This window comes from Polaromonas sp. AER18D-145 (assembly GCF_002379095.1).
Lineage (GTDB): Bacteria > Pseudomonadota > Gammaproteobacteria > Burkholderiales > Burkholderiaceae_C > Polaromonas.
This window is the reverse complement of sequence record NZ_NBZV01000002.1, coordinates 224,078-247,184: the sequence shown is the minus strand read 5'-3', so window position 1 is coordinate 247,184 and position 23,107 is coordinate 224,078. Positions and strand designations below refer to the sequence as shown.

25 protein-coding genes are annotated in these 23,107 nt (G+C 62.5%); 14 read left to right on the top strand and 11 right to left on the bottom strand.

Annotated features, from left to right (window positions below):
• The first annotated feature begins 58 nt into the window (after positions 1–58).
• Positions 59–1,222, top strand: a complete 1,164-nt coding sequence (locus B7G52_RS02700) for a serine hydrolase (RefSeq protein WP_096696037.1) — start codon at positions 59–61, stop codon at positions 1,220–1,222.
• A 275-nt stretch (positions 1,223–1,497) separates the two neighbouring features.
• Here B7G52_RS02700 and B7G52_RS02690 read toward each other — a convergent pair whose 3' ends face one another.
• The 5 genes from B7G52_RS02690 to B7G52_RS02670 form a co-directional block, all read right to left on the bottom strand.
• Positions 1,498–1,854 carry a VOC family protein gene (locus tag B7G52_RS02690; RefSeq protein WP_096696033.1) on the bottom strand — a complete coding sequence of 119 codons (357 nt, stop codon included), beginning with the start codon at positions 1,852–1,854 and terminating at the stop codon, positions 1,498–1,500.
• 37 nt (positions 1,855–1,891) lie between these two features.
• Entirely contained in the window at positions 1,892–2,173 is a 282-nt protein-coding gene (locus tag B7G52_RS02685; protein WP_096696032.1) for a DUF4389 domain-containing protein, read from the bottom strand.
• Between the two features lie 225 nt (positions 2,174–2,398).
• Positions 2,399–3,073, bottom strand: a complete 675-nt coding sequence (locus B7G52_RS02680) for a hypothetical protein (RefSeq protein WP_096696030.1) — start codon at positions 3,071–3,073, stop codon at positions 2,399–2,401.
• Positions 3,074–3,378: 305 nt separating this feature from the next.
• Positions 3,379–4,662, bottom strand: a complete 1,284-nt coding sequence (gene cls, locus B7G52_RS02675) for a cardiolipin synthase (protein ID WP_096696028.1) — start codon at positions 4,660–4,662, stop codon at positions 3,379–3,381.
• Between the two features lie 49 nt (positions 4,663–4,711).
• The gene (locus tag B7G52_RS02670; RefSeq protein WP_096696026.1) at positions 4,712–4,921 is read right to left on the bottom strand and encodes a DUF3606 domain-containing protein; all 210 of its coding nucleotides are present in this window, start codon (positions 4,919–4,921) and stop codon (positions 4,712–4,714) included.
• Positions 4,922–5,370: 449 nt separating this feature from the next.
• On the opposite strand from B7G52_RS02670, the gene B7G52_RS02665 reads away from it, so the two are divergent.
• Positions 5,371–5,778: a nuclear transport factor 2 family protein gene (locus B7G52_RS02665; protein ID WP_205853022.1), complete on the top strand. Its 408-nt coding sequence runs from the start codon at positions 5,371–5,373 to the stop codon at positions 5,776–5,778.
• 137 nt (positions 5,779–5,915) lie between these two features.
• Here the strand turns inward: B7G52_RS02665 and B7G52_RS02660 are convergent, their stop codons facing one another.
• Positions 5,916–6,452 carry a c-type cytochrome gene (locus B7G52_RS02660; protein WP_141397374.1) on the bottom strand — a complete coding sequence of 179 codons (537 nt, stop codon included), beginning with the start codon at positions 6,450–6,452 and terminating at the stop codon, positions 5,916–5,918.
• Between the two features lie 205 nt (positions 6,453–6,657).
• Between B7G52_RS02660 and B7G52_RS02655 the strand changes: the two genes are divergently transcribed.
• Positions 6,658–7,368 carry a DUF4395 family protein gene (locus B7G52_RS02655; protein WP_240523292.1) on the top strand — a complete coding sequence of 237 codons (711 nt, stop codon included), beginning with the start codon at positions 6,658–6,660 and terminating at the stop codon, positions 7,366–7,368.
• Positions 7,369–7,543: 175 nt separating this feature from the next.
• On the opposite strand, the gene B7G52_RS02650 is transcribed toward B7G52_RS02655, so the two are convergent.
• Positions 7,544–7,906, bottom strand: a complete 363-nt coding sequence (locus B7G52_RS02650) for a MarR family transcriptional regulator (protein ID WP_096696021.1) — start codon at positions 7,904–7,906, stop codon at positions 7,544–7,546.
• The gene (locus tag B7G52_RS02645; protein ID WP_096696020.1) at positions 7,903–8,190 is read right to left on the bottom strand and encodes a DUF6516 family protein; all 288 of its coding nucleotides are present in this window, start codon (positions 8,188–8,190) and stop codon (positions 7,903–7,905) included. Before B7G52_RS02645 ends, B7G52_RS02650 begins: the two co-directional genes overlap by 4 nt.
• A gap of 233 nt (positions 8,191–8,423) precedes the next feature.
• Between B7G52_RS02645 and B7G52_RS02640 the strand changes: the two genes are divergently transcribed.
• The 8 genes from B7G52_RS02640 (at position 8,424) to B7G52_RS02605 (ending at position 17,068) form a co-directional block, all read left to right on the top strand.
• Positions 8,424–9,002 (top strand): DUF2889 domain-containing protein, encoded by a 579-nt coding sequence (locus B7G52_RS02640; protein ID WP_096696018.1) that lies wholly within the window; start codon positions 8,424–8,426, stop codon positions 9,000–9,002.
• 251 nt (positions 9,003–9,253) lie between these two features.
• The gene (locus B7G52_RS02635; RefSeq protein WP_096696016.1) at positions 9,254–11,722 is read left to right on the top strand and encodes a transglycosylase domain-containing protein; all 2,469 of its coding nucleotides are present in this window, start codon (positions 9,254–9,256) and stop codon (positions 11,720–11,722) included.
• A gap of 498 nt (positions 11,723–12,220) precedes the next feature.
• Positions 12,221–13,450, top strand: a complete 1,230-nt coding sequence (locus B7G52_RS02630) for an MFS transporter (protein ID WP_096696015.1) — start codon at positions 12,221–12,223, stop codon at positions 13,448–13,450.
• 179 nt (positions 13,451–13,629) lie between these two features.
• Positions 13,630–14,055: a hypothetical protein gene (locus B7G52_RS02625; RefSeq protein ID WP_371328987.1), complete on the top strand. Its 426-nt coding sequence runs from the start codon at positions 13,630–13,632 to the stop codon at positions 14,053–14,055.
• A 213-nt stretch (positions 14,056–14,268) separates the two neighbouring features.
• On the top strand, positions 14,269–14,667 hold the full coding sequence (locus B7G52_RS02620) for a surface-adhesin E family protein (protein ID WP_096696013.1): 399 nt from the start codon (positions 14,269–14,271) through the stop codon (positions 14,665–14,667).
• 129 nt (positions 14,668–14,796) lie between these two features.
• A complete protein-coding gene (locus B7G52_RS02615; RefSeq protein ID WP_096696011.1) occupies positions 14,797–15,360 on the top strand; it encodes a DUF4124 domain-containing protein in 564 nt (187 codons plus the stop codon).
• A gap of 448 nt (positions 15,361–15,808) precedes the next feature.
• Positions 15,809–16,261, top strand: a complete 453-nt coding sequence (locus B7G52_RS24405) for a DUF2628 domain-containing protein (protein WP_096696009.1) — start codon at positions 15,809–15,811, stop codon at positions 16,259–16,261.
• Positions 16,262–16,486: 225 nt separating this feature from the next.
• The gene (locus B7G52_RS02605) at positions 16,487–17,068 is read left to right on the top strand and encodes a cold shock domain-containing protein (protein ID WP_096696007.1); all 582 of its coding nucleotides are present in this window, start codon (positions 16,487–16,489) and stop codon (positions 17,066–17,068) included.
• 328 nt (positions 17,069–17,396) lie between these two features.
• Here B7G52_RS02605 and B7G52_RS02600 read toward each other — a convergent pair whose 3' ends face one another.
• On the bottom strand, positions 17,397–18,380 hold the full coding sequence (locus tag B7G52_RS02600) for a tripartite tricarboxylate transporter substrate binding protein (protein ID WP_096696005.1): 984 nt from the start codon (positions 18,378–18,380) through the stop codon (positions 17,397–17,399).
• Between the two features lie 46 nt (positions 18,381–18,426).
• Positions 18,427–19,647 carry an acetylornithine deacetylase gene (argE, locus tag B7G52_RS02595; protein ID WP_096696004.1) on the bottom strand — a complete coding sequence of 407 codons (1,221 nt, stop codon included), beginning with the start codon at positions 19,645–19,647 and terminating at the stop codon, positions 18,427–18,429.
• A gap of 230 nt (positions 19,648–19,877) precedes the next feature.
• Between argE and B7G52_RS02590 the strand changes: the two genes are divergently transcribed.
• Positions 19,878–20,195 (top strand): PilZ domain-containing protein, encoded by a 318-nt coding sequence (locus tag B7G52_RS02590; RefSeq protein WP_096696003.1) that lies wholly within the window; start codon positions 19,878–19,880, stop codon positions 20,193–20,195.
• A gap of 182 nt (positions 20,196–20,377) precedes the next feature.
• Here the strand turns inward: B7G52_RS02590 and B7G52_RS02585 are convergent, their stop codons facing one another.
• Entirely contained in the window at positions 20,378–21,163 is a 786-nt protein-coding gene (locus B7G52_RS02585) for an SGNH/GDSL hydrolase family protein (protein ID WP_170954659.1), read from the bottom strand.
• 206 nt (positions 21,164–21,369) lie between these two features.
• On the opposite strand from B7G52_RS02585, the gene B7G52_RS02580 reads away from it, so the two are divergent.
• A complete protein-coding gene (locus B7G52_RS02580) occupies positions 21,370–22,014 on the top strand; it encodes a glutathione S-transferase family protein (protein WP_096696002.1) in 645 nt (214 codons plus the stop codon).
• 242 nt (positions 22,015–22,256) lie between these two features.
• Positions 22,257–23,042 (top strand): 2-keto-4-pentenoate hydratase, encoded by a 786-nt coding sequence (locus tag B7G52_RS02575; protein WP_096696000.1) that lies wholly within the window; start codon positions 22,257–22,259, stop codon positions 23,040–23,042.
• Positions 23,043–23,107: the final 65 nt, after the last annotated feature.

The following is a 23,107-nucleotide window of genomic DNA, read 5'->3' as shown; positions in this document are numbered from 1 at the left end:
ACTTCTTCCACCGCCGCGCTTTCAGGCGGCAACAACCGTGCTACTGCACGGTCCTTGAATGCTTGTCCGTATCGAGCCACTTCTATCCTTCATCGCCGTCCCCTGGGTTTTAGGTTCTATCGGGGCGACAACTATTGTGACGCGGGGGGTAGCGTCGTGCGGGGCTTTGGCTCAGAGTGATCTGCCGCTCGAAGCAACTGGCGGGTACCGCTTCTCAGCAAATACTTTGCTATTGAAGGCATCTTCTGAGCCGTCGAGTTTGCCTAGTGCTGCTCCGGCAAACGACGCAGAAAAAAAGCTTGTTGTAGATGCCAATAAGATCATGAGTTCCGGCGCTACAAGAGCAGCTCTTGTGAGTCGAAATAGGCAAATTTTCTTTGAGCAGTATTCCAAATCCGCTTCTGCTGAATCGACGCCCCTGGCGTACTCTATTTCCAAAAGCCTGGTTGCGGTGGCAATCGGCAAGGCTTTATGCGATGGCTCCATCAAAAGCCTGGACGATAAAGCGGAAGTTTATGTACCTGACTTGAAGTCAACGTCGTATGGTGATTCCACGATAGCCCAGTTGTTGACGATGACGAGCGGCGCCTATCAGGGCGACTTTAATACTGGGCACCCTGAGCCCAACGAAAGTTACGTGCTGGGCAATATGTTTTTGCCTCGGGGGCTCGACGTCGATTTGCTATCGAGAATGAAAAAATTCTCTGGCTACCAAGCGCCCGGGGTTGGCTTTAGCTATAAGAATTACGACACCATTGCTTTGGTTTATGTACTGGAGGCAGCGACCAAGACAGATTTTGGCGCTTACTTTGAGAAGAATGTCTGGATACCAAGCCGGCCCGAGCGGACGGGGGCCTGGTTGAGAAATGCAGACAAGAAAGTCCTTGGTCATGTGGGGTTCAGCGCTGCGCCCAGAGATTATTTGAGAATTGGGTACTTCCTGATTGACGAAATGAAGAAGACAGACAGCTGCATGGCAAAGTATTTAAGCACCGCGACTGCCAACCTTGTGACTCCCTCGGCTGGTAGAGGTTACGGCTATCAAACTCACAAGCTCAGTTTGCGTTTGGCGCCAGCCAGTTTTTGGTTTCTTGGTTATGGTGGCCAAGTATTTGGTGTTGATGTGCCAAGCGGAACCGTTCTCTACTTGCATCAGGTAAACCACAGCCAGACGGAAGCTTGGGTACGTGCGTCCGCCACGATGATGGGCGAGTTGAGATAGTTAATTGCCGTCAGCCGGCGGTCAGCACCAGCGGGCGGGGTGCACACAGACCATCGGCAGCGCCATTCCATCCGGCGTTTGCACTTCGCCAGTCGCGCTAAAACCCGACTTTTCACACCAGCGGATCGCCCGCGCATTGTGTGGATCAGGATCAGTCTGGATGCGGCTGACACGCAATGGATTGCGGGTCAGGCCCGCAATGACAGCAATTAGCTATGAAAGTAGTAGCTGCTGGCGCCGTGGATAAAGGGCCACAGGCCAATTTGACGCATGATCTAGTCTTTGGACCAGACCGCCAGTTCATAGCCGTCCATATCCTTGAAGTGAAAGCGCCGCCCGCCCGGAAACGGGAAAATCTCGCGGCTGATGGTGCCACCGGCGGCCAGCACGCTGCCCCGCACGGCTTCGAGTTGGTTGGCGTACAGGATGACCAGCGGGCCGCCGGTGGGCGAGGGCGGCGCCAGCGTGGTGAAGCCGCCTTTCATCGCGCCGTCTGAAAACTCGGTGTAGGCCGGGCCGTAGTCGGTGAAGGTCCACCCAAACGCCTGGCCGTAGAAGGCCTTGGCCTGGTCCATGTTGCGCACGTTCAGCTCGACGTAGTTGATGCGGCAAATTTCGGGTGGCGTGGTCATGGCAAATCCTCCGCGGTCGTTTCAGCCTGCCTGCTGCTTACAGCTCGCCGGTCGGCCAGTCGCTGAAGGGGAAGGGCAGGGTCTCGGTGGCGAAGGCGACGAAGCCCGCAATTTGCGCCAGGTAGCGGCCCATGCTGCGGCCAAACGCTTGCAGGCGCGGGTTGGGCTGGTCGGTGAAGGCGGTAAAGCCCAGCTGCAGCAGGGCGACGGCCACCAGCACCCAGGCGGCCAGCTGGAAGGCCGCACCCATCAGCAGCATCAGCAGCGCGCGCACCCAGAGTTTGCGTTGGGGAACGGTGGCGAGGGCGGTGTCGGTCATGGTGATTCCTTCGCAGTGGGTTGAGGCACTGTGCGCATGATGGCGCCAAACAGGGGCGGCGGTTTGACCTGCGTCAAGCAGCTTTCGCGCCCGCACGCGCAGGGCAGTCAGTGCGGGCAGGCAGGGCCTGGCGCCGGGTGGGTGACGACGCGCAGGCCATGGTTTGCGAAAAAAATCCCGGCACAAGGCCGGGACGCTAACGGGGGGCGCAATGCCCCCGGGGAATCAGTTGGCTGCGAAGCAATAGAACTTGCCGGCCCCGCCTGTGCGCACCAGCGCCTCAGGGCTGCAGCCAGCAGACTGGTGCGAGAAGTTCCAGGACTTGGACCAGTTGTCGGTGTTGGGCCCGACGCGGTCATGGTGGCCGACGATGGCCGAGCCGTCGGTGGCGCTGGTCCAGGCCTTGCAGGTGGTGTCGGTCTGCGGCGCAAAAGCGGTGCCGTCGGCACGGGAGCCGGTCAGGATGTCGTGCTCATTGGGGTTGTCGCCCCGGCCCTTGATGGCGCTGCCGCGCTCGTCCAGCGCGGTTTCCTTGGCGATTTTGTTGCCGTTGTGCAGGTGGGCCAGGTCGCGGGCAATCAGCTTGCCCTTGGCGTTGTACCAGGGGCCGTTGCCAATGCGGTCGCGCGCATGGGTGGCGGCTCCGGCGGGTGTGGTGGCTGTGGCAAAGGTGGGCGGCGTGCTCAGGTAGGCGCGCCAGGTCTTGTTGCCGGCACCCGCAGCGGTGGCCAGTTTCTGGCAATGGGCGTCGGCACCGGCCAGGCCCCCCAGGTCGCCGCCCTTGCCGCTGCCCGCGCTGGTGACAAAAAAGCTCATGGGGCCTGTGCCCTCCATGCTGGCACAGGCGGTGAGCAGGGCCAGCGCCGCGGTGGCGACGGCAATGGATTTGAATTTACGCATGACACGTTTCCTTTGATGGTGATGGGTGATGGAATCAGCGCCCCATGACCTCAACCCGGTGGCTGCGCAAAATGGCGCTCCCTGCATGAACGCGGGGGGTTGACGCCGCCCTGGTCGCGGGCGGTTTGTTGTCCTGGGCGAATCCATTGAACCTCAAGCCCGGGCCCGCTGCATTCGGGATGTCCCTTATCCAGCCTGTTTCGCTCGGCCATCTGGCACCGCCCGGTCGCTTGGCCGGGCGCCGCCGGGCAGCGGGTGGGCGTGGCTCCGGGCCAGGCCTTGCAGCCCCGTGGGGCGCGCGACACTCACAGCACCTCGTTGAACAGGTAATACATGTTGTCTTTGGCCTTGTGCCACCAGCCGCGTTGCTGCCAGGCCTTCAGGTCAATCTCCTGGCAGCGTGCCACATACTTTTCAAACACGGCATCGAGCTGCGCTGCCATGGCGGCATCGTGAATACCCAGCGTGATTTCGTCGTTGGTGTCAAACGACCGGTCGTCAAAGTTGCTCGAGCCAATCGCGCTCCACACGCCGTCCACCGTCATCACCTTCTGGTGCAGCAGGGTGTGCGGGTACTCAAACAGGCGCACGCCGCACTTGAGCAGTTTTTCAAAGTTGCGGTGGCCGGCGTGTTGCACCATGGGGTTGTCCGAGCCGCTGGTCGAGGGCATCATCACCCGCACATCCACGCCGCGCCTGACGGCGGCGCCAAAAGCGTCAATCGCCTCGGGCTCGGGGATGAAGTAGGGGTTCTGGATCCAGATGCGCTTTTGCGCCAGGCAGATCACGGTGTGGTGAAGAATCTTGACGGCCGGGGCTGAGCCTTCCGGCTTGGCGTAGGCGGCGTGAATGGTCACATTTCCGGTGGGCGCCAGCTCGGGAAACACGTCCTTGCCCACAAACAGTTCGCCGGTTTGCCCGCCCCAGTTTTCACTGAAGGCGGCCTGCACGCTGTGCACGATGGGGCCGTGCAGGCGCACGCTGAGGTCGGCGTAATGTTGGCCGTCTTCGGCGTTGCCCAGCCACTCGTCCACCACGCAGTGGCCGCCCACAAAGGCTTCGCGCCCGTCAATCACCACCAGCTTGCGGTGATCGCGCTCGTTCATCACGCCAATGTTGCGAAGCGCCTTTTCATGAAAGAACACCAGCTTGCAGCCGGCGTCTTTCATTTGCCGGCGCGTCGCCTTGCCGACGCCTTTGGAGCCGGTGGCGTCCAGCAGCACGCGCACTTTCACGCCGGCCCTGGCCCGTTCGGAAAGCGCGTTGGCCATGCGCTGGCCCAGCACGCCGTCTTTCCAGAGAAAGGTTTCAAAGTGCACGTTTTGCCGCGCGGCGCCTATGCGCCCAATCAGCACGTCGAAGAAGGCGCCGTTTTCCAGCAGGGCCACCGAGTTGCCTGCCACGGCCGTACTCAGGGTCAGGCCGGCCAGTGAGGGAATCAGCTCGTCGATGGACTCGCCGGATTCGATTTTCAGTTTCGGGCTGTTGTGCCGCTTGATCGACCAGATGACCAGGCCCAGCAACGTTGCCAGGCCCAGAAAAAGCGCGGCCGCCCCGTGCAGAGCGCTTCCAAGGAAAGATTCCATCATGTCAGGCGGGTGTTGGCATCAAAAGCCTGGCCGGAGTTGGGTGGGGCAGTTATGCGTCACGGAGATCACGCATACGGTCGTCGTTGGTGGTGCTGCGCACGCCCTTGAGATGCATTTCAACGTCTGTGGCCTTGTCGCCCACGACCTGAATCGCTTCGCGCAGCCGTTCGTCGGTCACATTGAGCTTTTTGGCCCACTGCGCACAGTTGGCCAGGTTGTTCATGGTGATGCGTTCGGGTTCTACGCCGGGCTGGGTCATGGCTAACTCCTCAGGGTTTTATAGCTTCAGCCTAGCGCCGGCAGGGCGCCAGGGGTGTAGGCCAGAGTCGCCGGCGCCTGACCGCGGCGGCCTTTGTGCGTCACCGGGCAAGGCGCAGTGCGAAAGGTTTACGCTATAAAAAAGGTAGCTGCTTGCGCCCGCAGAATAAGGGCTAGAGCACGATTTGACTCACAAGGCGGGCGGGCGGCAGATCGACTTGCACACCACACCACCCGTGGCGCCCGTGCGCCCACCCGGCCTGCAGTGCGAACCGCAGCGTGGCGTCATTCCTGGCGTTGTGGGGCAGGGGTCGGGGCAGGCGTGGAAGTTCTTCTTTGATGAATTATCCTGTGGCCAGGATGCCCCGCCGCGCTACGCCGCAACGGGGGCGTTACGAGTGACCAGAATATCAACAACCGGAGGCCCCCAAAATGCTGATGCAGCGCTTCATGGAAAACTACAAAAAGGCGTGGGAGACCAAGGACGAATTTTTGCTGGCCTCGCTGTTCACCGAAGACGGCCAGTACCACAACACGCCGTTTGCGGTGCAGACCGGGCACGCGCAGATCAGGCAGTACTGGCAGCGCATCAAGCTGCAGACCGACATCGTGCTCACCTTCGACATCCTGCATGCCGAGGCGCTGGGCGGCATGGCGCATTGGCACACCACGTACCAGGTCACTTCGGAAGAAATGTTTGCGATGTGGGCCGCCTCCACCGGCACCAGCCAGCTCGCGCGCCAGCCGGGCGACCCCTTGCCGCGCCTGGTGCTCGACGGCGTGGCGGTGGCCGAGTTTGAAGCCGGCGGCCTGTGCCGCGACTTCAGGATCTGGTGGCATTCGGTGGTGGCGTCGTAGGCGTCCCTGACTTGTCATCCCGGGCTGGACCCGGGATCCATGTTGCATGACCACCGGCGCGCGTGTGTGTGTGGCATGGATGGCGGATCAGAGCCTGCCCCGGACTTGATCCGGGGTCCGCAAAGGCAGACAGGCTCCTAGGGTAGCGGACGACCCGGGCCCTGCGTGCCTTGCGCGCGCGCCGAGAGATAGGCATGGAGATCAACGATATGGGTGGTCACGATGGGTTCGCCATCCCACGCGGGCATCGTGGGCTTGAAGTTCCTTCTGCGCTCCAGGATCTCGTCGATCAAGGCTTCCCGCGCTGCGCCCTCACTGCCGGCTTGCGCCGCCGGGAGATTCCAGTCGTAGCGCTTGAGCACGAGACTCACGAACTGGCGTGAGCCCATTTCCCGAACCCTGGGCAACAGGTCGGGTCCGTTCGCCGTGCCTGTCGCAGCGGCGCCATGACAGCTTGCGCACCTGTCCTGGAAGACGCGCCACCCGATGGAGACCGAACCGGGCGGCCTGGAGAGCCGTGCGACCTCCTGGGCAGCCTGCGTGTTCTCCACTTCCACGGCGCATCCGGCGAGCAACAGGGCCGGCGCGAAGGCGGCGCCGTAGAGGAGGCTGCGGCGTCTCGCCGTTATCGCGTCGAATGCAGGCTTCAGTGCAAACATCGAAATCCTTGCCATGGTCATCACCTTTGCGCTTGTAGCGGCCGAGTAACAGCGTCGCGATTCCTGGGTACCGCGCAGACATGTGGCGTGTACCTTGTGTGATTGTGGCAGACAAACCAGTGGCTGCGCTGGCATCTGCGGCCCCGGTTTTGCCCATGCTTGAAAAGGACAAAAACTATATAAGATGTCGGTTATAAATACCCGTGAAGGACTGATGATCATGATGAATGCGTTCAGGAGTCTGGGAAACGTCTTCCAGAAGCTTTGGTACCGCGACCCGGGCGAACAAAGTGTCTTCATCAACGACACGGCGGTGCGTATACGTGCCGGACTGATGCTGGTGATCCCGCTCTACATGGGCTTGACGCTTTATGACGTGTTGTTCTCATCGCACTGGGTGGTCACGGGCAATGTCATCAAGGACACCTTCGACACCGATTTTGACGGGCGTATTCTCTACAACGTCGAAGCGGTCCGCCGCACTTTTGAATACTCGAAACAGACCTATGTGCTGTTTTATGCCCTGTTTGAAATGATCGCGGGCATGTTCGTATGGAGCTCGCGGCTGTCCCCCACGATTTTCATCAGCAGCCTGCTGGCCAAAGGCAGCCAGCCCGTCTGGAAGCCGTTGCTGCCCAAACGCTTTGCCTGGTCGATCGGTGCCACGATGATCGTGAGCTGTCTGGTCTTTTTCAATCCGGAGGTTTTTGCCGGCTGGGTCAATGGGCTGACCGGCCACGCCCTCTTGACCACAACGTCCAACTTCATGCCGCGCTGGATTCCGCTGGTGCTGGTCTGGATCTGCCTGGGCTTCATGTGGATGGAAGCCGTCCTGGGCGTTTGCGTGGGCTGCAAGGTCCACGCGCTGCTGGTCTGGATGGGTGTTTTCAAGCAGGAGTGCGAGGCCTGCAACAATCTGACCTGGGACTGATGCGCCGGTTGAGCGCTGTCTGCTATGGAAAACAGAGCTGACTGCGCACTGTGCAGAAGGTCTGCAGCCTGATTTGTGATCCCGGACCCCGATCCGGGATCCATGCCGCATCGACCAGCGTTTCGGGTATGCCCGCCATGGATGGCGGAAGATGGAAGGGGGCTGTTAACGCCGCTCAGGCCGCGTGCCGGAACAAAGCCAGATGGATTTCCACCGATTCAAACGGCACAAACACGGTGTCGTCGGGGGTGCGCTTGACGAGGCCGTGTTCCTCCAGTTTGTTCACGTCGGTGTGAACGTTGGAATAGTTGCGCCCCGTGTTTTTCGCGAGGGCATAGACAGAGCAGGGGCCGCACTGGCGCAAGGCTTCGAGCAGGTCGATGCGCGCGGGGGTCAACTCGGAGAACAGGGCGCGGGCGGACTCAAAGCTCAAGTGGTAGTCGGCCAGGTAGCCGGGCGTTGACTCTGCAGCCTTCAGCTGGGCCGCGGCGACCTTGAATACAGAACCGCGTGGGGCAATTTCAATGATGGCTTTCATGAGGAGGTCCTCCAGTTTTCTACATCGCGCTGGAAATCAGCCAGCAGTTGTTCCAGCGATTCAAAGCGGTAGGGCTCTTCGGATTCACCCGCATGCCGGTGATCCCCTTTGCCTTGCTCGTTGTCGTAGCGCACCCGGCACACGCCACCGGCGCCAAAGTACAGCCGGTAGTTGAAGGGATGCGTACACGGGTGAATCGCCCGGGGAACGCGCCACACCACCACTTCAACAATGGAGCCGTCATTGCGGACCTCTTTGGCTCGGGCAATCAACTGGGCATCCATGTGTATTGCATTCTAGCAATATATGGCTTGTCTGCAATACGGAGGCACACAGATGATGGATGCCACGCTCGATGCGCCGGGTAAACGCTATCAAAGTCGTAGCTGCTTATGCCCGTACCTATTGGGCTGGGGCCGATTTGGTGCCTTGATTTGCCATAGGCAGCGCGCCAGGGCGGCACGGAGTCCGTCTTGCTGGGAAAATGGTCTCTTTTGCCCTGGACCCTTTCCACCCCATGCCACTGCCCGCACCGCAAGCCCGAAAACACCTGCACACCCGCGCCGTCGTCTACCGCGGCTACCAGCGCGAGGACGGCCTGTGGGACATCGAGGCTGAAATGACCGACGTGCGTACCTATGCACATGCCCGCTCGGAGCGCGAGGTGGCGCCCGGCACACCGATTCACGGCATGGCCATACGCGCCACGGTGGACGACAGCCTGGTGATTCGCGAAATTGCCAGCGTTAGTGACCACGCGCCGTTTGACGAATGCCAGCAGGGCATTGACCCGATGCAGCTGATGGTGGGCGCAACCATGGGGCCGGGCTGGCGCCAGGCCATTGAAAAGGCGCTGGGCGGCATACGCGGCTGCACCCACCTGCGCGAGATGCTGTTCAACATGGCCACGGCCGCCTACCAGACGGTGCCGGTGTACCGCGGCCATCTGCGCGCACAGGCCGGCCTCGCGGAGTCCGGCAGCGCCGAGCCGCCTTACCACCTGGGCAAGTGCATCGCCTGGGATTTCGACGGCGCCGTGGTGGCGCGCCATTACCCCAAGTTTGCGGGCTGGCAGCCTTTGAAGCGGAAAGCCTGAATCGCGGCTCAACCGCGCGAAGACCTGCGATGGCTGGTAACTGTCGGTATTGGCCGGTAACGTCGGTGACGACTGGTGGCTACTATAAAAACCATAGCTGCCGGCGCAGGTACCGCTTGGGTCAAGGCCATTTTTGACGCTGACCATCCGGCAAAATCGGGGCTGGCGCCCAGCCGGCCCTGCTGCCCGCCCGTCGCCTTCCACCGGCGTCCTACAGCCCCCCGCGCGGGCAACCCCTACACTGGCACCCGATGAAAAAAATGTTCGCCCGTCTCCAGCCCCTTGCCGCCGCCTTTGCCGCTGAAACCCTGCGCCGCCTGCGCAACCCCACCCGGCGCGGCGTCGCCCTTTCGGTGGCCGCCATTCCCGGGCTGTTGTTGCTGTATGCGCTGCTGCTGGTTCCCTTCACGCCCAGCATCAGCGACCTGCGCAAGGCCAAGGAAGAAAAACCCGCCAGCGTGCTGTCGATCGACGGCAAGGAACTGGCCGTGTTCAAGCGCGCCAACCGCGACTGGGTCAAGCTGGCCAACATGTCGCCCAATGTGATCACCGCGCTGATTGCCACCGAAGACCACCGCTTCTACGAGCACCACGGCATCGACCTCAAGCGCACCGTCTCGGCCGTGTTCAAGACCTTCACCGGCGACCTGCAGGGCGGCTCCACCCTCACGCAGCAGCTGGCCCGCAACATGTACCCCAAGGAGATTGGGCGCTCGGCCACGGTGACGCGCAAGATCAAGGAGGCCATCACCGCGCTGAAGATCGAGGCGGTCTACACCAAGGACGAGATCCTCGAGACCTACCTCAACACCGTGCCTTTCCTGTACAACGCCTACGGCATTCAAATGGCGGCGCGCACCTATTTCGACAAGTCGGCCGACAAGCTCGACGTGCTGGAAAGCGCCACGCTGGTCGGCATGCTCAAGGGCACCAGTTATTACAACCCGGTGCTCAACCCCGAGCGCGCCACGCAACGCCGCAACATCGTGCTGGCGCAAATGGTCAAGCACGGCAAGCTGCCGGAGGCAAAGTTCCAGGCCCTGAAGAAACGGCCGCTCAAGATCGACTTCGAGCGGCAGACCGAGCCGCTCGGCCCCGCGCCGCACTTTGCCCAGTTTGTGCGCCGCTGGCTGATCGAGTGGGCCGACCGCAACGACTACAACATCCATGCCGACGGGCTGGTGGTGCGCACCACCATTGACTCGCGGCTGCAGGCCCAGGCCAACCAGGCGCTGGCGCGCCAGGCCGACAAGCTGCAGGGCGTGGCCAACGGCGAATGGGGGCCACGCGCCTGGGCCGCCAAAAAAGACATCGTGAAAGCCTTTGTGCGCGAGAGCGCCGAGTACAAGGCCGCCCGCGAGTCCGGCCAGACCGACGAAGAGGCCCTCAAGCAGCTGCAGGCCGACAAGGACTTCATGCTGGCGCTGCGGCAGGACAAGACGCGGCTGCAGGCCGGTTTTGTGGCCATGGACCCGCGCAACGGCCATGTGCGGGCGTGGGTGGGCAGCCGCAACTTTGTGCAGGACCCGTTTGACCACGTGCAGCAGGCGCGCCGCCAGCCGGGTTCCACTTTCAAGCCCTTTGTGTACGGCGCCGCCTTTGAAAACGGTGCCCGGCCGACCGACAGCTTCATGGACGGCGACGTGGAGATTCCGCTGGGCAACGGCGCGGTCTGGCGGCCCCGGGACGGCACTGCGCCCAGCTACGCGCCCATGAGCCTGCGCGACGGTCTGGTGTATTCCAAGAACACCATCACCGCCCAGGTCATGCAGAGTGTGGGCCCGGCCAAGGTGGCCAGCCTGGCGCAGGCCATGGGCGTGCGGCAAAGCAAGCTCGACGTGGTGCCCTCGCTGGCGCTGGGCACCAGCCCGGTGACCCTGAAGGAAATGGTGTCGGCCTACAGCACCATCGCCAACAGCGGCAGTTATATCGAGCCCCTCTTGATCACCAGCGTGGAAGACCGCAACGGCAAGGTGCTGGCCACCTTCCAGGCCGCGGTGCCCGAGCAGGCCCTGTCCATTCCTTCGGCGCAGGTGCTGCTGGACGTGATGCGCGGCGTGATCGACAGCGGCACCGGTGCCGGTATCCGCTCGCGTTACGGCATCCAGGCCGATGTGGCCGGCAAAACCGGCACCACGCAGGACAACACCGACGGCTGGTTTGTGATGATGCATTCGCGGCTGGTGGCGGGCGCCTGGGTCGGCTTCAACGACAACCGCGTGACGCTCAGCGACTACTGGGGCCAGGGTGCCCACAGCGCGCTGCCCATCGTCGGTGATTTTTTCCAGCAGGCGCTGCGCAGCCGGGTGGTGGACACCAACGCGCGTTTCGACGCGCCGCGGGGCAGCGGCCGGACCGATCCGACAAGTGAGCCGGTGATCGACCAGGTGAACGACTGGCTGCGCGGGCTTTTCCCGTCCCCGTCGCAGCCAGTCACGCCGCGGCAGCCGCCGGCCGAGGAACAGGCCATGCCGGCCTATACACCGCCACCGGTCAACGCGCCACAGCCGTCCTATAACCCGCCCGTGTACAGCCCGCCACCGGCTACCACGGCCCCCCCGCCCGGCGGTGACCCGCGCTGGGAGTCGGTTCCCGGCGCCCGCCCCATGTCGGGCGGCGGCGGTGGTGGTGGTATGGCGCAGCCCGGCGTGGTGATCGGCCTGCCGCAGGGCGAACGCGCGCCGCAGTACGCGCCCCTGCCGCCCGGCCAGGTGCGCTGATCGGGCGTTGGGCGCAATACTGCCCGCTTGCCACCTGGCCAGGTTCGTTATTGATGTTCCGTAGTTCATGACACAACACCGTTCGGGCTGAGCTTGGCCTGTCCTGAGCTTGTCGAAGGGTTGAAGCCTGCTTGCACTGTGACGACCCTTCGACCCCTTCGTCAAGCTCAGGACAGGCGGCTCAGGGCGAACGGTAGCAGTTGCCTGTCATGATTGATGGAAGTCTCCCCAAGCGGACGATCCCGCTGGCGCGCGGGTCGCGCCTGCTTGCCAAGCGCGCATCACTACACCGCTCGGGCTGAGCCTGTCGAAGCCCTTCGACAAGCTCAGGGCGAACAGGGTTGCAGCGCTTCAATGAACCCTATTGGCCTCAGGCGGACGGTCTCGCCGGCGCACCCGCACCGTCGGCGCGCCAAGCGCGCAGGCCAGGTCCTGCCTACAATGGGCCGGCGCCTGGCCCCATGACGCTTGCAGCGCGTCAATCAACCCCATCTTTGCGTGACCACTCCCGCTTCTGCCCCTTTGTCCGCGGCCACGCGCCGCTCCATCGTGCTGCTCTCGCTGGCCACCTTTGCCAGCATGGCCGCGCAGCGCATTTGCGACGCCATGCTGCCCGAACTGGCGCGCGTGTTTGCCGTCAGCCTGGGGCAGGCGGCGCTGGTGGTGTCGGTGTTTGCGGTGACCTACGGCGTGGCGCAGCTGTTCTACGGCCCGCTGGGCGACCGGTTCGGCAAGTTCCGCATCGTCACCTTTGCCACGCTGGGTTGCTGCGTCGGCAGCGTTGCGGCCACGCTGGCCACCAGCCTGGACATGCTGGTCTGGGCGCGCCTGCTGATGGCGCTGGGCGCGGCCGCCCTGATTCCGCTCACCATGGCCTGGGTCGGCGACACCGTGCCGTCCGACCAGCTGCAGGAAATGCTCACGCGCACCGGCCTGGGCAGCACGCTGGGCATTGTGGGCGGCCAGCTCGCCGGCGGCCTGCTGACCGACGCGCTCGGCTGGCGCTGGGCCTTTGCTTTTTTGACGCTGCTGTTCGGCGTGGTGGGTTTGCTGCTGTGGGGCGACTTGCGCCGGCAGCAGGCGGCCCCAGCCGTGCCGGCGCTGGCGGCCGCAACGCCGCAGGGCGCGCGCCCCGGCTTTGTGAAGCAGGCGCTGCTTATCATCACCGGCCCGTGGTCGCGTGTGGTGCTGCTGATGGCGCTGGTCGAAGGGGCGGTGGGTTTTGGCGTGCTGGCCATCTGGGCCTCGCACCTGCACCGCTCGCTGGGCCTGTCGCTGTCGCTGGCGGGGGCCATCGTGGCGCTGTTCGGCCTGGGCGGCGTGATGTACATGGCGGTGGGGCGCCACATGATCCACCGCTTTGGCCAGCAAAAGCTGGTGCTGCTGGGCGGCCTTCTGGTGGGGGTGTGCGCGCTGGTGCTGGCCTTCACGCCGCACTGGCTGCCCGCCGTGCCCGCCAGCCTGCTGGCCGGCTTTGGTTTTTTCATGTTCCACAACACCATGCAGGCCAACGCCACCCAGATGGCGCCCGGCGCGCGCGGCACAGCGGTCTCGCTGTTCGCCTCGTCCCTGTTCCTGGGCCAGTCGGTCGGCGTGGTGGTGGCCGCCAGCCTGATCGCGCAAATCGGCACCGGTGCGGTGGTGGCGCTGGGCGGCGCCGTCATGGCGGCCGAGGGCGTGTTCTTCGCCTGGGCGCTGCGCCGGCGCGACGCACAGCGAAACAGCTGAAGAAGACAAGCCGGCACCCCGGAACCCGCTGAAGGGGTATGCCGGACTTGATTTGTGGAAGCACGTTCGCAGATTTCTTGCATCAAAATCAGCCTCCAGCCCTTGAAACACGGGCGCAACCAGCTATTTATTTGGTAGCACCCTGCGCGCCCGGCCACTTGCCGCATACTTCAGCCACCATGGCTACCGCGCCCCGCAAGACCCCCCGAAAGAAAAGCCCGCCGGCCGCAACAGCCGATGCCGCCCCGGCCAAGCCGCGCGCAAAAAAACCGCCACGCACACCGCGCAGCCACCACTACCACGTGTATGTGATCGAGCTGTCCGACGAGGTCTGGAACGTGGGGCGCTTCCGCCGCGCCAACCCCGACTACCAGCTCGGCCAACCGTTTGTTTACGTGGGCATGACGGGGCTGGACCCCGATGTGCGTTTCGACAAACACAAGGCCGGCATCCAGTCCAACGTGTATGTGCAGAAGTGGGGTGTGCGCCTGCTGCCCGGCCTGTACGCCATGTACAACCCGATGCCGTACGAAGGCGCGCGCGACATGGAGGTGGAACTGGGGATTGCGTTGCGGGAGTTGGGGTATGGGGTTTGGCAGGCTTAGAAGCTGTTTTTTCAATGGCTGGATCGGCTTAAGCTTGGCCGCGTCATGAGGAAGAATGTGTCTGTCTAGTCTGATTGCGGGATGACGGGCTGTAGACCGAACTGCATACTTGGTGTGTAATTTACTTATGGTCCTCGTGTTGCACGAACGAGGGAAAGTTGGGAATCGCCGATCGACTTGCATCACCGGAATGCGCCATGAGAGTCCCCATCAATGACTAAAGTGAATTTCTATATTTTCGTGTTCTTAGGTGTTTTCTCCAGCCAGTGTTTTGCTTCTGACTGGGTATTGCTGAATGACGACCCCGAAATGATCATCGAGTGGGATCGAGGAAATATTCACGATCACGAGGGTCGCAAAGCTGTGCGAAAGCGTATCTCGTGGAAAAAAGAACAGGTGATGGAAAACGGTATCCGGTTCAAGTTCACAATTCAGCTTCTCCTCTACTCCTGCAAAGAAAAAACAGAGTCAATTGTGGCGATCAGCAATTTCTCTGCTGAGCGGAAGCAGGTATACAAAGGGGACATCAGTCCGATTGTTCAGCGGACACAAAGCTACAAGGGCTACAAGGACTACAACGACGTAGAGCGCATGCTCAAGAACGTATGCTGAATCCTCGGGAACAGGCAGAGAGGTAGCGCTTCGCTACACGGGGCTTCACACCATACCCGGCGTCCCCCATTGAAAACCTTTGCTGGCCTTTTTTCTCAGGCGTTTTAAAGGTGATAAGGGGAGTCGAATATGATTGACAAGGGTTTTCCTCAAGTGTTAGTTTGTAAAAAAATTTGCGTCGAAAGAGCGGCCATGAGAAAAATAATCGGGAATGTAATTTTCTTAGGAGCATTGGCGCTGGCTACTGGTGGAAATGCCAGTGCACAACAGCATGTTTATAAATGCCAAAGCGCAGGTGGTAAGTACGAGTTCTCTGATGCTCCATGCAATGGAGCCAGGACTAGCGAAAAACTTCAGACTCAGAGAAACTCACTCGACTTTTCAGGTAGTCGGGAGTCCCAGTTGCGCCGGGAAAATGAACAACTCAGAGAGCAACTGCGCGACCAGCAAAAGGGGGCCAGCTCTGCGGGTTCAGCGCCCCGACGAACACAGCCCGATCTGCAAGCAGAGCGAGTTGACACTATCGCATGCGAGAGAGCAAAACGCGATTACGAGGTTACGGCTAATTCAAATTACAACAATACTCCTATTGTGGATGCTAAGAGATCAATGATGTATGGCACTTGCGGTATGAGAGAGCCAGACAGCAAGACGATTAACGTTGATACCCGGATCAACACCTACGTTCGATAGCTATTCTCTACAAAGGGACTGGAAGCTGTACATGTTTAGCAGGCTGCTGAAATACCTCTGGCGAACGACGAAATTGGTGATTTCATGGGTGGCTACCCCTTCCCTGGCTCCCAAAAATCGCTTGTAGGCCGTTTTGAGCGGTCGAACTTTTCGGCACACCGTATCAAAAACAGTATTTCAGCAGCCTGTTAGGGCGGGGGGGGATTCTCTAGAATGTCTCAAAGTTTCGAATAAACGTCACTCAACATTTATATAACTGTTCTCAAAAGGCTGCATCCGGTGCCGGTGCGCCCCACGGGGCACCCCGTCTCCGGCCGCAGCCTCTCCTCCAATTAGATGATGGGAATTTGTAACAAATCCCGTACTATGTGTGTTTTGTATTTATAGCCCCCGTGTTAACGTGAACGCGGCCCCTCAGAAGCTACTAGCGCAGAGCCAAAGACATCGCATGAACTTTTCTGTCTACGAACATCCACTGCTACCACAGAGGATCGTAAAAAATGGATTTTCTTGGCCAGCTCTGCTTGTCGGGCCAAGTTGGCTCCTCTTTAAGAAACTTTGGGTTCCCTCCGCGATTGCGCTTGCAGCTACGACTTTGCTTTGGTTTGCAAATCAGAGCACTACAGACCCGGTTCTAGCAACGGCACTTTGTACTAAACAGCCGATCTACGGATCTCTATTCACTACATACTCCGACTTGTGTGCAAGCCTCCGCGGTTGGTCTGATTTCTTAATTCTGCTGGGGGTAAATTTTATAATCGCTAACAATGGGAACTCGTGGTGGGTCAATGATTTGTCTACTCGAGGATATGTCCATATTCAAACCATTAAGGCTCGGTCGCTAGACGATGCTCGCGCCCTCTTGGCTCGAGGGTTCGCTTCGACAAAACCATCCGCCTAACCGGAAGGGCCTCTGCACCCTCAAAACTCGACTTCCCAGTTCTCAGAATTGACCTCGTTGAGGAGCCAACACGGGCTCGAACGGTCGGCCAGGCAGCGTCACTCCATATTCTGGTTCTCATGAACTTCAGTTGAAGGCCGGTTTGTTGAGGTTTCCAAAATCAGCAAGTCTTTCGACCGCGTGGTCATTCCCGCATTGATCAATCGAACACACTAAGCCCCACCCATGCGCTTCGAAGGCACCCTCAAAAGCTGGAACGACGACAAGGGCTTCGGCTTCATCAGCCCCAGTCAGGGCGGGCAGGACATCTTTGTCCACATCTCCGAATACCGGCGCGGTGGCCGGCCGGTGCTGAATGAGGCCTTGAGCTTCGAGGTGGCGCTTAACCCCCAGGGCAAAAAGCGCGCGGTGAATGTGCAGGGGGCCGATGCGCAGCAGGCCGCGTACCAGCCCGCCTCCAGCCCTCGCCCCGTGCGCGTCAGCCGGTCGGGCAACTCGCCCGGCAGTGGTCTGAAGACGGTGGTGGGCCTGTTGCTGGTGGCCGCGATAGGGTGGCAGGCTTATGCGTATTACCAGAAGGTGGCCCCGGCCGGTCGCGCCAGTGAAGCGGCGTCCCCTCCAAGCCAACCCTTGCTGGACCTGGCGCCTTCGCGTGCCGCAACGGCCTCCTATGTCTGCGACGGCCGGCAGCATTGCTCGCAGATGACCTCGTGCGCCGAAGCCACCTGGTTCCTGAAAAACTGCCCCGGCACCAAGATGGACGGCGACAACGACGGCGTGCCCTGCGAAGACCAGCTGTGCAGGTAGGTTTGGCCAGGTAGCGTTGTCTGCTATCAATCCTGTAGCTAACGGCGCACGTCCGGATTGGGCTGGAAGCCTCTTTTGTTCTGGTTTGACTCCCTCTCCCCCTGGGAGAGGGCGGGGGTGAGGGTTGGCGGCCGGTGCATAGAGCTGCCGCATGTGGTGGCCTGCTGGCCCTCACCCCAACCCTCTCCCGGAGGGCGAGGGGGCAAGAAAAGCATGCTGCGTGCAGCGACTTGAGTGGTTGCCATGAAGCGCCATGAAAAAGGGCCGCAAAAAGCGGCCCTTGGACGATGCGCAGGTGATGGCGACGCTGCCATCACCGCGCAGCAACTTATTCGATCTTCGCGCCCGACGCCTTCACAACATCGGCCATGCGTTTGTAGTCCAGCGCCAGCAGCTTGCTGAAGTCGGCGTTGCTCATGGCCTTGGGCTCGATGCCCTGTTTGTCCAGGCGCTCCAGGACGACCGGGTCTTTCAGCAGCTTGGCCATGGCGCCGTTGATGCGGGTGGCTTCGGCCACCGGCGTGGCGGCCGGGCCGAGCAGGCCGAACCAGGAGTCGAAGGCATAACCGGGCAGGCCGCTTTCGGCAATCGTCGGCAGCGCGGGCAGGTACTTGCTGCGTTGCGGCGAGGTCACGCCCAGCAGGCGGATGCGGCTGTCTTTGGCAAAGGACAGGGCGCCAATGCTGGCGGCAATCACGGCGTGGGCGCGGCCGGAGATCACTTCGTTGATGGCTTCGCCGGTGGCTTTGAGCGGCACATGCACCAGGTCGATGCCAGCCAGGCCGTTGAAGTAGGCCATGGACAGATGGGTCGCGCTGCCCATGCCGGCGGTGGCGTAGTTCAGCTTGCCGGGGTTGGCCTTGGCATAACGGATGAACTCGGCCACGTTTTTGGCGGGCACGTCGGGGTGGATCATCAGCACATAACCGGCGGTGCCGATGTGGGCCAGCGGCGTGAAGTCTTTCTGCGGGTCGTAGGCGAGCTTGGTGTAGAGCGAACCGGCAATGTTGTGGCTGGCCGCGGCCATCACCATGGTGCTGCCGTCCGGCTCGGACTTGGCGACAAAGCCGGTGCCAATGGTGCCGCCCGCACCGGCGCGGTTTTCCACAATCACGGTCTGGCCCAGGGCGGTGCCGAGCTCGTTGCTGATGGCGCGCGCCAGCAGGTCCTGCACGCCGCTGGCGGCATAGGGCGCGACGATGCGCACGGTTTTGCCCGTGGCCTGGGCCGTGGCCGGGCCGACGCCCAAGGTGAGGCCGGTGCTCAGGCCAGCCGCAATGGCGGCGCCCAGGAGGGTTCTGCGCTTGATCATGTTGTGGAGCTCTTCTGTTCTGGTGTTGACAAGGGGGTGAAGGGGTTCAGGCGATGCAGATTTCGTCGGCCAGGCGCCGCATGAAACGCTCGCACCAGGCCAGTTGGTCCAGCGTGACCCACTCATTGGGCTGATGCGCCTGGGCAATGTGCCCGGGGCCGCAGACGATGGTGGGCACGCCGACCTGGTGAAACAGAGCAGCTTCCGTGCCAAACGAGACCTTGCCTGCGCCGCTGGCCGGGTCCACGTCCGCGCAACGGAAACACAGCTGCGCAATCTCGCTGTCCGCGTCGGTGGCAAAGCCGGGCAGCACCGAGTTGAGCTTGTGCGTGATGCCGGTGTCGGGCGCCACCGCCTGCATGGCGGGCAGCAGGCTGTCGGCGAACTCTTTGGCTTCGTTGAACAGCGTCACCGGTGAATTCATGTGGTGGTGGCGGATTTCCCAGGTCACGTCGCAGTCGCGCGGAATGATGTTGAGCGCGGTGCCACCGGCAATCACGCCGGTGTGGATGGTGGTGTGCGGCACGTCGTACACCGCATCGAACGGCCCTTCGGCCACCAGCCGGCGCTGCATGGCCTTGAGCTTGGTGACAAATTCGCAGGCGATCTCGACCGCGTTGACGCCCTGCGGCGTCAGCGACGAATGCGCCTCGAAACCGCGCACCGAGGTCTTGTACGCATGTTTGCCCTTGTGCGCAATCACCACCTGCATGCCGGTGGGCTCGCCCACGATGCAGCCGGCGGGCCGGTAATCCTGGTCCACCATGTCGGCAATCAGGCGCCGCACGCCGATGCAGCCGACTTCCTCGTCGTAGCTGAAGGCCAGGTGCACCGGCTGCTTGAGCTGGCGCTTGAGCAGCTCGGGCACCATCATCAGCACGGTGGCGCCAAAACCTTTCATGTCGGTCACGCCGCGGCCGTAGAGCCTGTCGCCGATGACCTGCGCGACAAACGGGTCGGTGTCCCAGGGCTGGCCGTCGACCGGCACCACGTCGGTGTGGCCCGACAGCACCAGGCCGCCGGTTTTGGTTTCGCCGTCAAAGGCGGGCAGCGTGGCCCAGAGGTTGGCCTTTTTGCCGCTGTCGTCATGGACCAGGCGGCATTCGACGCCATAGCCCTCCAGCAGGGCCTGCGTCCATTCGATGATGGGCAGGTTGCTGTCGCGCGAGACCGAGGCAAACGAGACCCATTTTTCGATCAGGGGCAGGGCGGCCAGGTCGGCGGCGGTGACCGATTGCAGGGTGGCGCCGGGCAGGGGAGCATTCATGGTGGGGAGCCTCAAGCTGTGGGGCTGAAGAGGATGTAAAGAAGGATGTGAAGAAGATAGGCATACATATTACCTGTGCGCTGCCAGATCGGCCTTGCCGTTTCGGGAAAACCCATCACCCGGCCTGCCTGCTGTCCCACACGCAGCCTGCGGGGGCGCCTACACACGGGGCGCGCCCATGCCCTAGATTGGGGGCTACGCCCGTTTCCGGGCATTTCAGGGACAGGACCATGCAAACAACCGCCGGGGACGAAAAGAAGGCCGTGGTGCTGGAGCATCGGGCGGCGCAGCGTTTTGGCGTGGCCGTGCGCCTGACCATCGACGGCGACGAGGGCATAACCCATGATTTGAGTGCGACCGGGCTGTACTTCCAGTCGGAGCGCAGCTACGAGCTGGGCGCCACCCTGGAACTGGTGCTGGAGTTTCCCGGTGCGGGCCGGACCCACCCGCTGACCTGCGAGGCGCAGGTGGTGCGCGTGACGCCTGCCGGCGACGGCTTCAACATTGCCGTGCGCCTGCTGACGCCGCTGTTTCCCGACCCGGCGTAGGCTGCCTTTGGATGTTTTAGTCATTCATGACGCCACACCGTTCGGGCTGAGCGTGTCGAAGCCTGTCCTGAGCTTGACGAAGGGCCCTTCGACCCTTCGACGGGCTCAGGGCAGGCCAAGCTCAGGGCGAACGGTTAACGGCACAGAGCCTCCTCGCGCTGGCGCCCCGGCTCTCAGGCCGCTCAGGCCAGCCCGATGTTTTTCAGCGCGGGTTTCCAGCACTGCATGGCTATTTTCTTGAAGCCCGAGCCCTTGGGGTGCAACTCGTTGGCCCAGTCGCCGGGGCCCAGCGTGCCGCGGCTGTCCACCACGTGAAGGTGGGCGGGGTCCATCTTCGTGATGTTGTCCAGCACCTTGTAGAAGGCGTCCAGCAGGTGGACCACGCAGGCCTGGTGCAGCTCGGGTTTGACGCCGGCGGCCGTCAGCGCGGGCTGCAGCCAGCCATCCTTGCCGAACACGCCCTTGCCGTCCGGGATCGCATAGTCGTAGGTGTGCATCACGATCAGGCAGTCCAGGGTGGTGCGGGTGTAGACCACGCCAATCAGCTTGCGGTAGTAGGTATCCATGCGTTCCAGAAACCCCGGCAGGCCCTGTGCCCCGCTGCGAAAGCAGCCGTTGGCCGTGGTTTCGCCCGAGCAGCTGTCCTTGAGCAGCGGCCGCATGTCGTTGAAGCCGGCGAAGTCGTTGCCGCCCCCGCTGAGGAACACGGCCGACAGGCCGGCGCCGTACAGCTTGAGCGTGCTGCGCACGCTGTCGGCGTATTTGCCGTCCACGTAGTCAAAGGCTTCGGCGCCGTTCATGCCCTTGGCCAGGATGACATGGCTTTTGGGCGCCACGATCTGGCCCAGGTAGTTGGTCAGGCTGCCCCCGAAAAAGGGGTACCAGAACCAGGAGTCGCCGATCGCCAGGATGGTCGGGTTGGCGCCGTCGGCCTTCATTTGCGTTTCGTCCCAGTAGTAGTTGCTCATGGTGTTTCCAGTTTATGAAGTGGATGAGGGGGAAATCGTCGCGCTGGCGCTGCGGCTTGTCGTCCTTCAAATGGAGGAGAAGGCTCAGATGTCACACAGACAGCCCTGGCCCCCCGGGGCTTGGCGCCGCGACTGTCACCGCCGTTGCACGCTGGCCGGGCCGGGCTGGCATAAACTTGGCGCCAACAACCCAGGAGACTTTTCCCATGCTGACGCTCTGCGGCCTTCCCATTTCCAATTACTACAACAAGGTCAAGCTCGCGCTGCTTGAAAAAGGCGTGCCGTTTGCCGAAGAAAACGTGGGCACGTACAGCAAGGACGAAGCGGTTCTGGGCGACTCGCCGCTGGGCAAGATTCCCTTCATCCGCACGGCGCAGGGCGGCCTCTGCGAAAGCCAGGCCATCCTGGACTACATTGAGGCCGCCTACCCGCAGCCGCCGCTGCTGCCGGCCGACGCCTTTGCCGCTGCCAAGGTGCGCGAACTCACGACCTTCATCGACTGGCACCTGGAGATCGTCGCGCGCCAGCTTTATGGCGCGACCTTTTTCGGCGCCGAGCCGCTGAGCGAGGGCAACCTGGCCCGCATCCGCAAGCAGCTCGAAAGCAACATCGCCGCCTTCAAAAAACTGGCGAAGTTTTCACCCTATGTGGCCGGCGACAGCTTCACCCAGGCCGACTGCGCCGCCTTTGCCAGCCTGCCGCTGGTGGGCATGGCCAGCAAGGCCGCGTTTGGCGAAGACCTGCTGCTGGCCGGCGGGGTGGACTACAAGAGCTATGTCAAGCTCATTGGCGAGCGGCCCTCGGCCCAGAAAGTCGTGGCCGACCGCAAGGCTGCGCAGACCAAGGCCTGAGGGCCTACCGTCCACCGATGCTGGCGCTCGAACAGCTGATGGCGCAGGCCGTCTACACCGCCTACCGCCTTGGCGGCTACGCGCTGATGCACTGGGCCGACGACCCGGCGCTGCTGGCCATCCTCTTCTGCTGACTCTCAAAATGATAGCTGCTGGCGCCCGTCCGGATTGGGCTGGCGGCTGTTTTGGCGTGTCATCCTCCTGAAGTGCGGAATCCGGTCATCGGCGTTAAGCTTTGCCCCATGACGCCCGAGCAACTTCTCCACCATCACGACCATGCCGGTTTCTGGCCCGCTGCCTCGGGCCTGGACGTGCCCGAGGCTTACCAGCGCGCGCTGGCGGTGCGGCAGTTGCGCATGGACCGCGGTGAACACCCGCGCGGCTACAAGGTGGGTTTTACCAACCGCACCATCTGGCCGCGCTACCAGGTGTTTGGGCCGATCTGGGGCACGGTCTGGGACACCACCTTGTCGTACTGCGAAGGGCAGGGCGAGGTGTCCCTGGCGGGAACCTGCCAGCCGCGGCTGGAGCCGGAAGCGGTCTTCGGTATCGCCGCCACGCCGCCGGCGAATGCCTCGCTCGACGAGTTGTTCGCCTGTATTGCGTGGGTCGCGCCCGGTTTCGAGATCGTGCAGTCGCACCAGCCCGGGTGGAAGTTCGTGGCGGCCGACACCGTGGCCGACGGGGCGCTGCATGCACGCCTGCTGGTCGGCGCGCGTGTGCCGGTGGCCGGGCTGGCCCGCGACGCGCAGGCCCTGGAGGAGCGTCTGGCAGGGGCGCACATCACGCTGTCCTGCGGCGGGCGGCAGGTGGACCAGGGCGTGGGCGCGAATGTGCTCGACGGCCCGCTGCACGCATTGCAGCATTTCCTGGCGGAGCTGCGCAGCTGCCCCGGTGCGCCCGAGCTGCAACCGGGCGACGTGGTGACCACCGGCACCTGGACCGACGCCTGGCCGGTGGCGCCGGGCGAGACCTGGACGGCGGCGTTTGATGCGCCGCTTTCGCCTCTGAGAATCAGCTTCCGCTAAAGCGGTCTTTCGCGAGCAGGCGCGTTCTGCATCGGGGCTGCCGGTGAGCAACCCGGCGCAGCGGT

What these genes read in the sequence shown, in the direction of transcription:
- B7G52_RS02700 (WP_096696037.1), top strand. Translation starts at nt 59, where the DNA reads ATGCTTGTCCGTATCGAGCCACTTCTATCCTTCATCGCCGTCCCCTGG.
- B7G52_RS02690 (WP_096696033.1), bottom strand. Translation starts at nt 1,854, where the DNA reads ATGACCACGCCACCCGAAATTTGCCGCATCAACTACGTCGAGCTGAAC.
- B7G52_RS02685 (WP_096696032.1), bottom strand. Translation starts at nt 2,173, where the DNA reads ATGACCGACACCGCCCTCGCCACCGTTCCCCAACGCAAACTCTGGGTG.
- B7G52_RS02680 (WP_096696030.1), bottom strand. Translation starts at nt 3,073, where the DNA reads ATGCGTAAATTCAAATCCATTGCCGTCGCCACCGCGGCGCTGGCCCTG.
- cls (WP_096696028.1), bottom strand. Translation starts at nt 4,662, where the DNA reads ATGATGGAATCTTTCCTTGGAAGCGCTCTGCACGGGGCGGCCGCGCTT.
- B7G52_RS02670 (WP_096696026.1), bottom strand. Translation starts at nt 4,921, where the DNA reads ATGACCCAGCCCGGCGTAGAACCCGAACGCATCACCATGAACAACCTG.
- B7G52_RS02665 (WP_205853022.1), top strand. Translation starts at nt 5,371, where the DNA reads ATGGAAAACTACAAAAAGGCGTGGGAGACCAAGGACGAATTTTTGCTG.
- B7G52_RS02660 (WP_141397374.1), bottom strand. Translation starts at nt 6,452, where the DNA reads ATGGCAAGGATTTCGATGTTTGCACTGAAGCCTGCATTCGACGCGATA.
- B7G52_RS02655 (WP_240523292.1), top strand. Translation starts at nt 6,658, where the DNA reads ATGATGAATGCGTTCAGGAGTCTGGGAAACGTCTTCCAGAAGCTTTGG.
- B7G52_RS02650 (WP_096696021.1), bottom strand. Translation starts at nt 7,906, where the DNA reads ATGAAAGCCATCATTGAAATTGCCCCACGCGGTTCTGTATTCAAGGTC.
- B7G52_RS02645 (WP_096696020.1), bottom strand. Translation starts at nt 8,190, where the DNA reads ATGGATGCCCAGTTGATTGCCCGAGCCAAAGAGGTCCGCAATGACGGC.
- B7G52_RS02640 (WP_096696018.1), top strand. Translation starts at nt 8,424, where the DNA reads ATGCCACTGCCCGCACCGCAAGCCCGAAAACACCTGCACACCCGCGCC.
- B7G52_RS02635 (WP_096696016.1), top strand. Translation starts at nt 9,254, where the DNA reads ATGAAAAAAATGTTCGCCCGTCTCCAGCCCCTTGCCGCCGCCTTTGCC.
- B7G52_RS02625 (WP_371328987.1), top strand. Translation starts at nt 13,630, where the DNA reads ATGGCTACCGCGCCCCGCAAGACCCCCCGAAAGAAAAGCCCGCCGGCC.
- B7G52_RS02620 (WP_096696013.1), top strand. Translation starts at nt 14,269, where the DNA reads ATGACTAAAGTGAATTTCTATATTTTCGTGTTCTTAGGTGTTTTCTCC.
- B7G52_RS02615 (WP_096696011.1), top strand. Translation starts at nt 14,797, where the DNA reads ATGATTGACAAGGGTTTTCCTCAAGTGTTAGTTTGTAAAAAAATTTGC.
- B7G52_RS24405 (WP_096696009.1), top strand. Translation starts at nt 15,809, where the DNA reads ATGAACTTTTCTGTCTACGAACATCCACTGCTACCACAGAGGATCGTA.
- B7G52_RS02605 (WP_096696007.1), top strand. Translation starts at nt 16,487, where the DNA reads ATGCGCTTCGAAGGCACCCTCAAAAGCTGGAACGACGACAAGGGCTTC.
- B7G52_RS02600 (WP_096696005.1), bottom strand. Translation starts at nt 18,380, where the DNA reads ATGATCAAGCGCAGAACCCTCCTGGGCGCCGCCATTGCGGCTGGCCTG.
- argE (WP_096696004.1), bottom strand. Translation starts at nt 19,647, where the DNA reads ATGAATGCTCCCCTGCCCGGCGCCACCCTGCAATCGGTCACCGCCGCC.
- B7G52_RS02590 (WP_096696003.1), top strand. Translation starts at nt 19,878, where the DNA reads ATGCAAACAACCGCCGGGGACGAAAAGAAGGCCGTGGTGCTGGAGCAT.
- B7G52_RS02585 (WP_170954659.1), bottom strand. Translation starts at nt 21,163, where the DNA reads ATGAGCAACTACTACTGGGACGAAACGCAAATGAAGGCCGACGGCGCC.
- B7G52_RS02580 (WP_096696002.1), top strand. Translation starts at nt 21,370, where the DNA reads ATGCTGACGCTCTGCGGCCTTCCCATTTCCAATTACTACAACAAGGTC.
- B7G52_RS02575 (WP_096696000.1), top strand. Translation starts at nt 22,257, where the DNA reads ATGACGCCCGAGCAACTTCTCCACCATCACGACCATGCCGGTTTCTGG.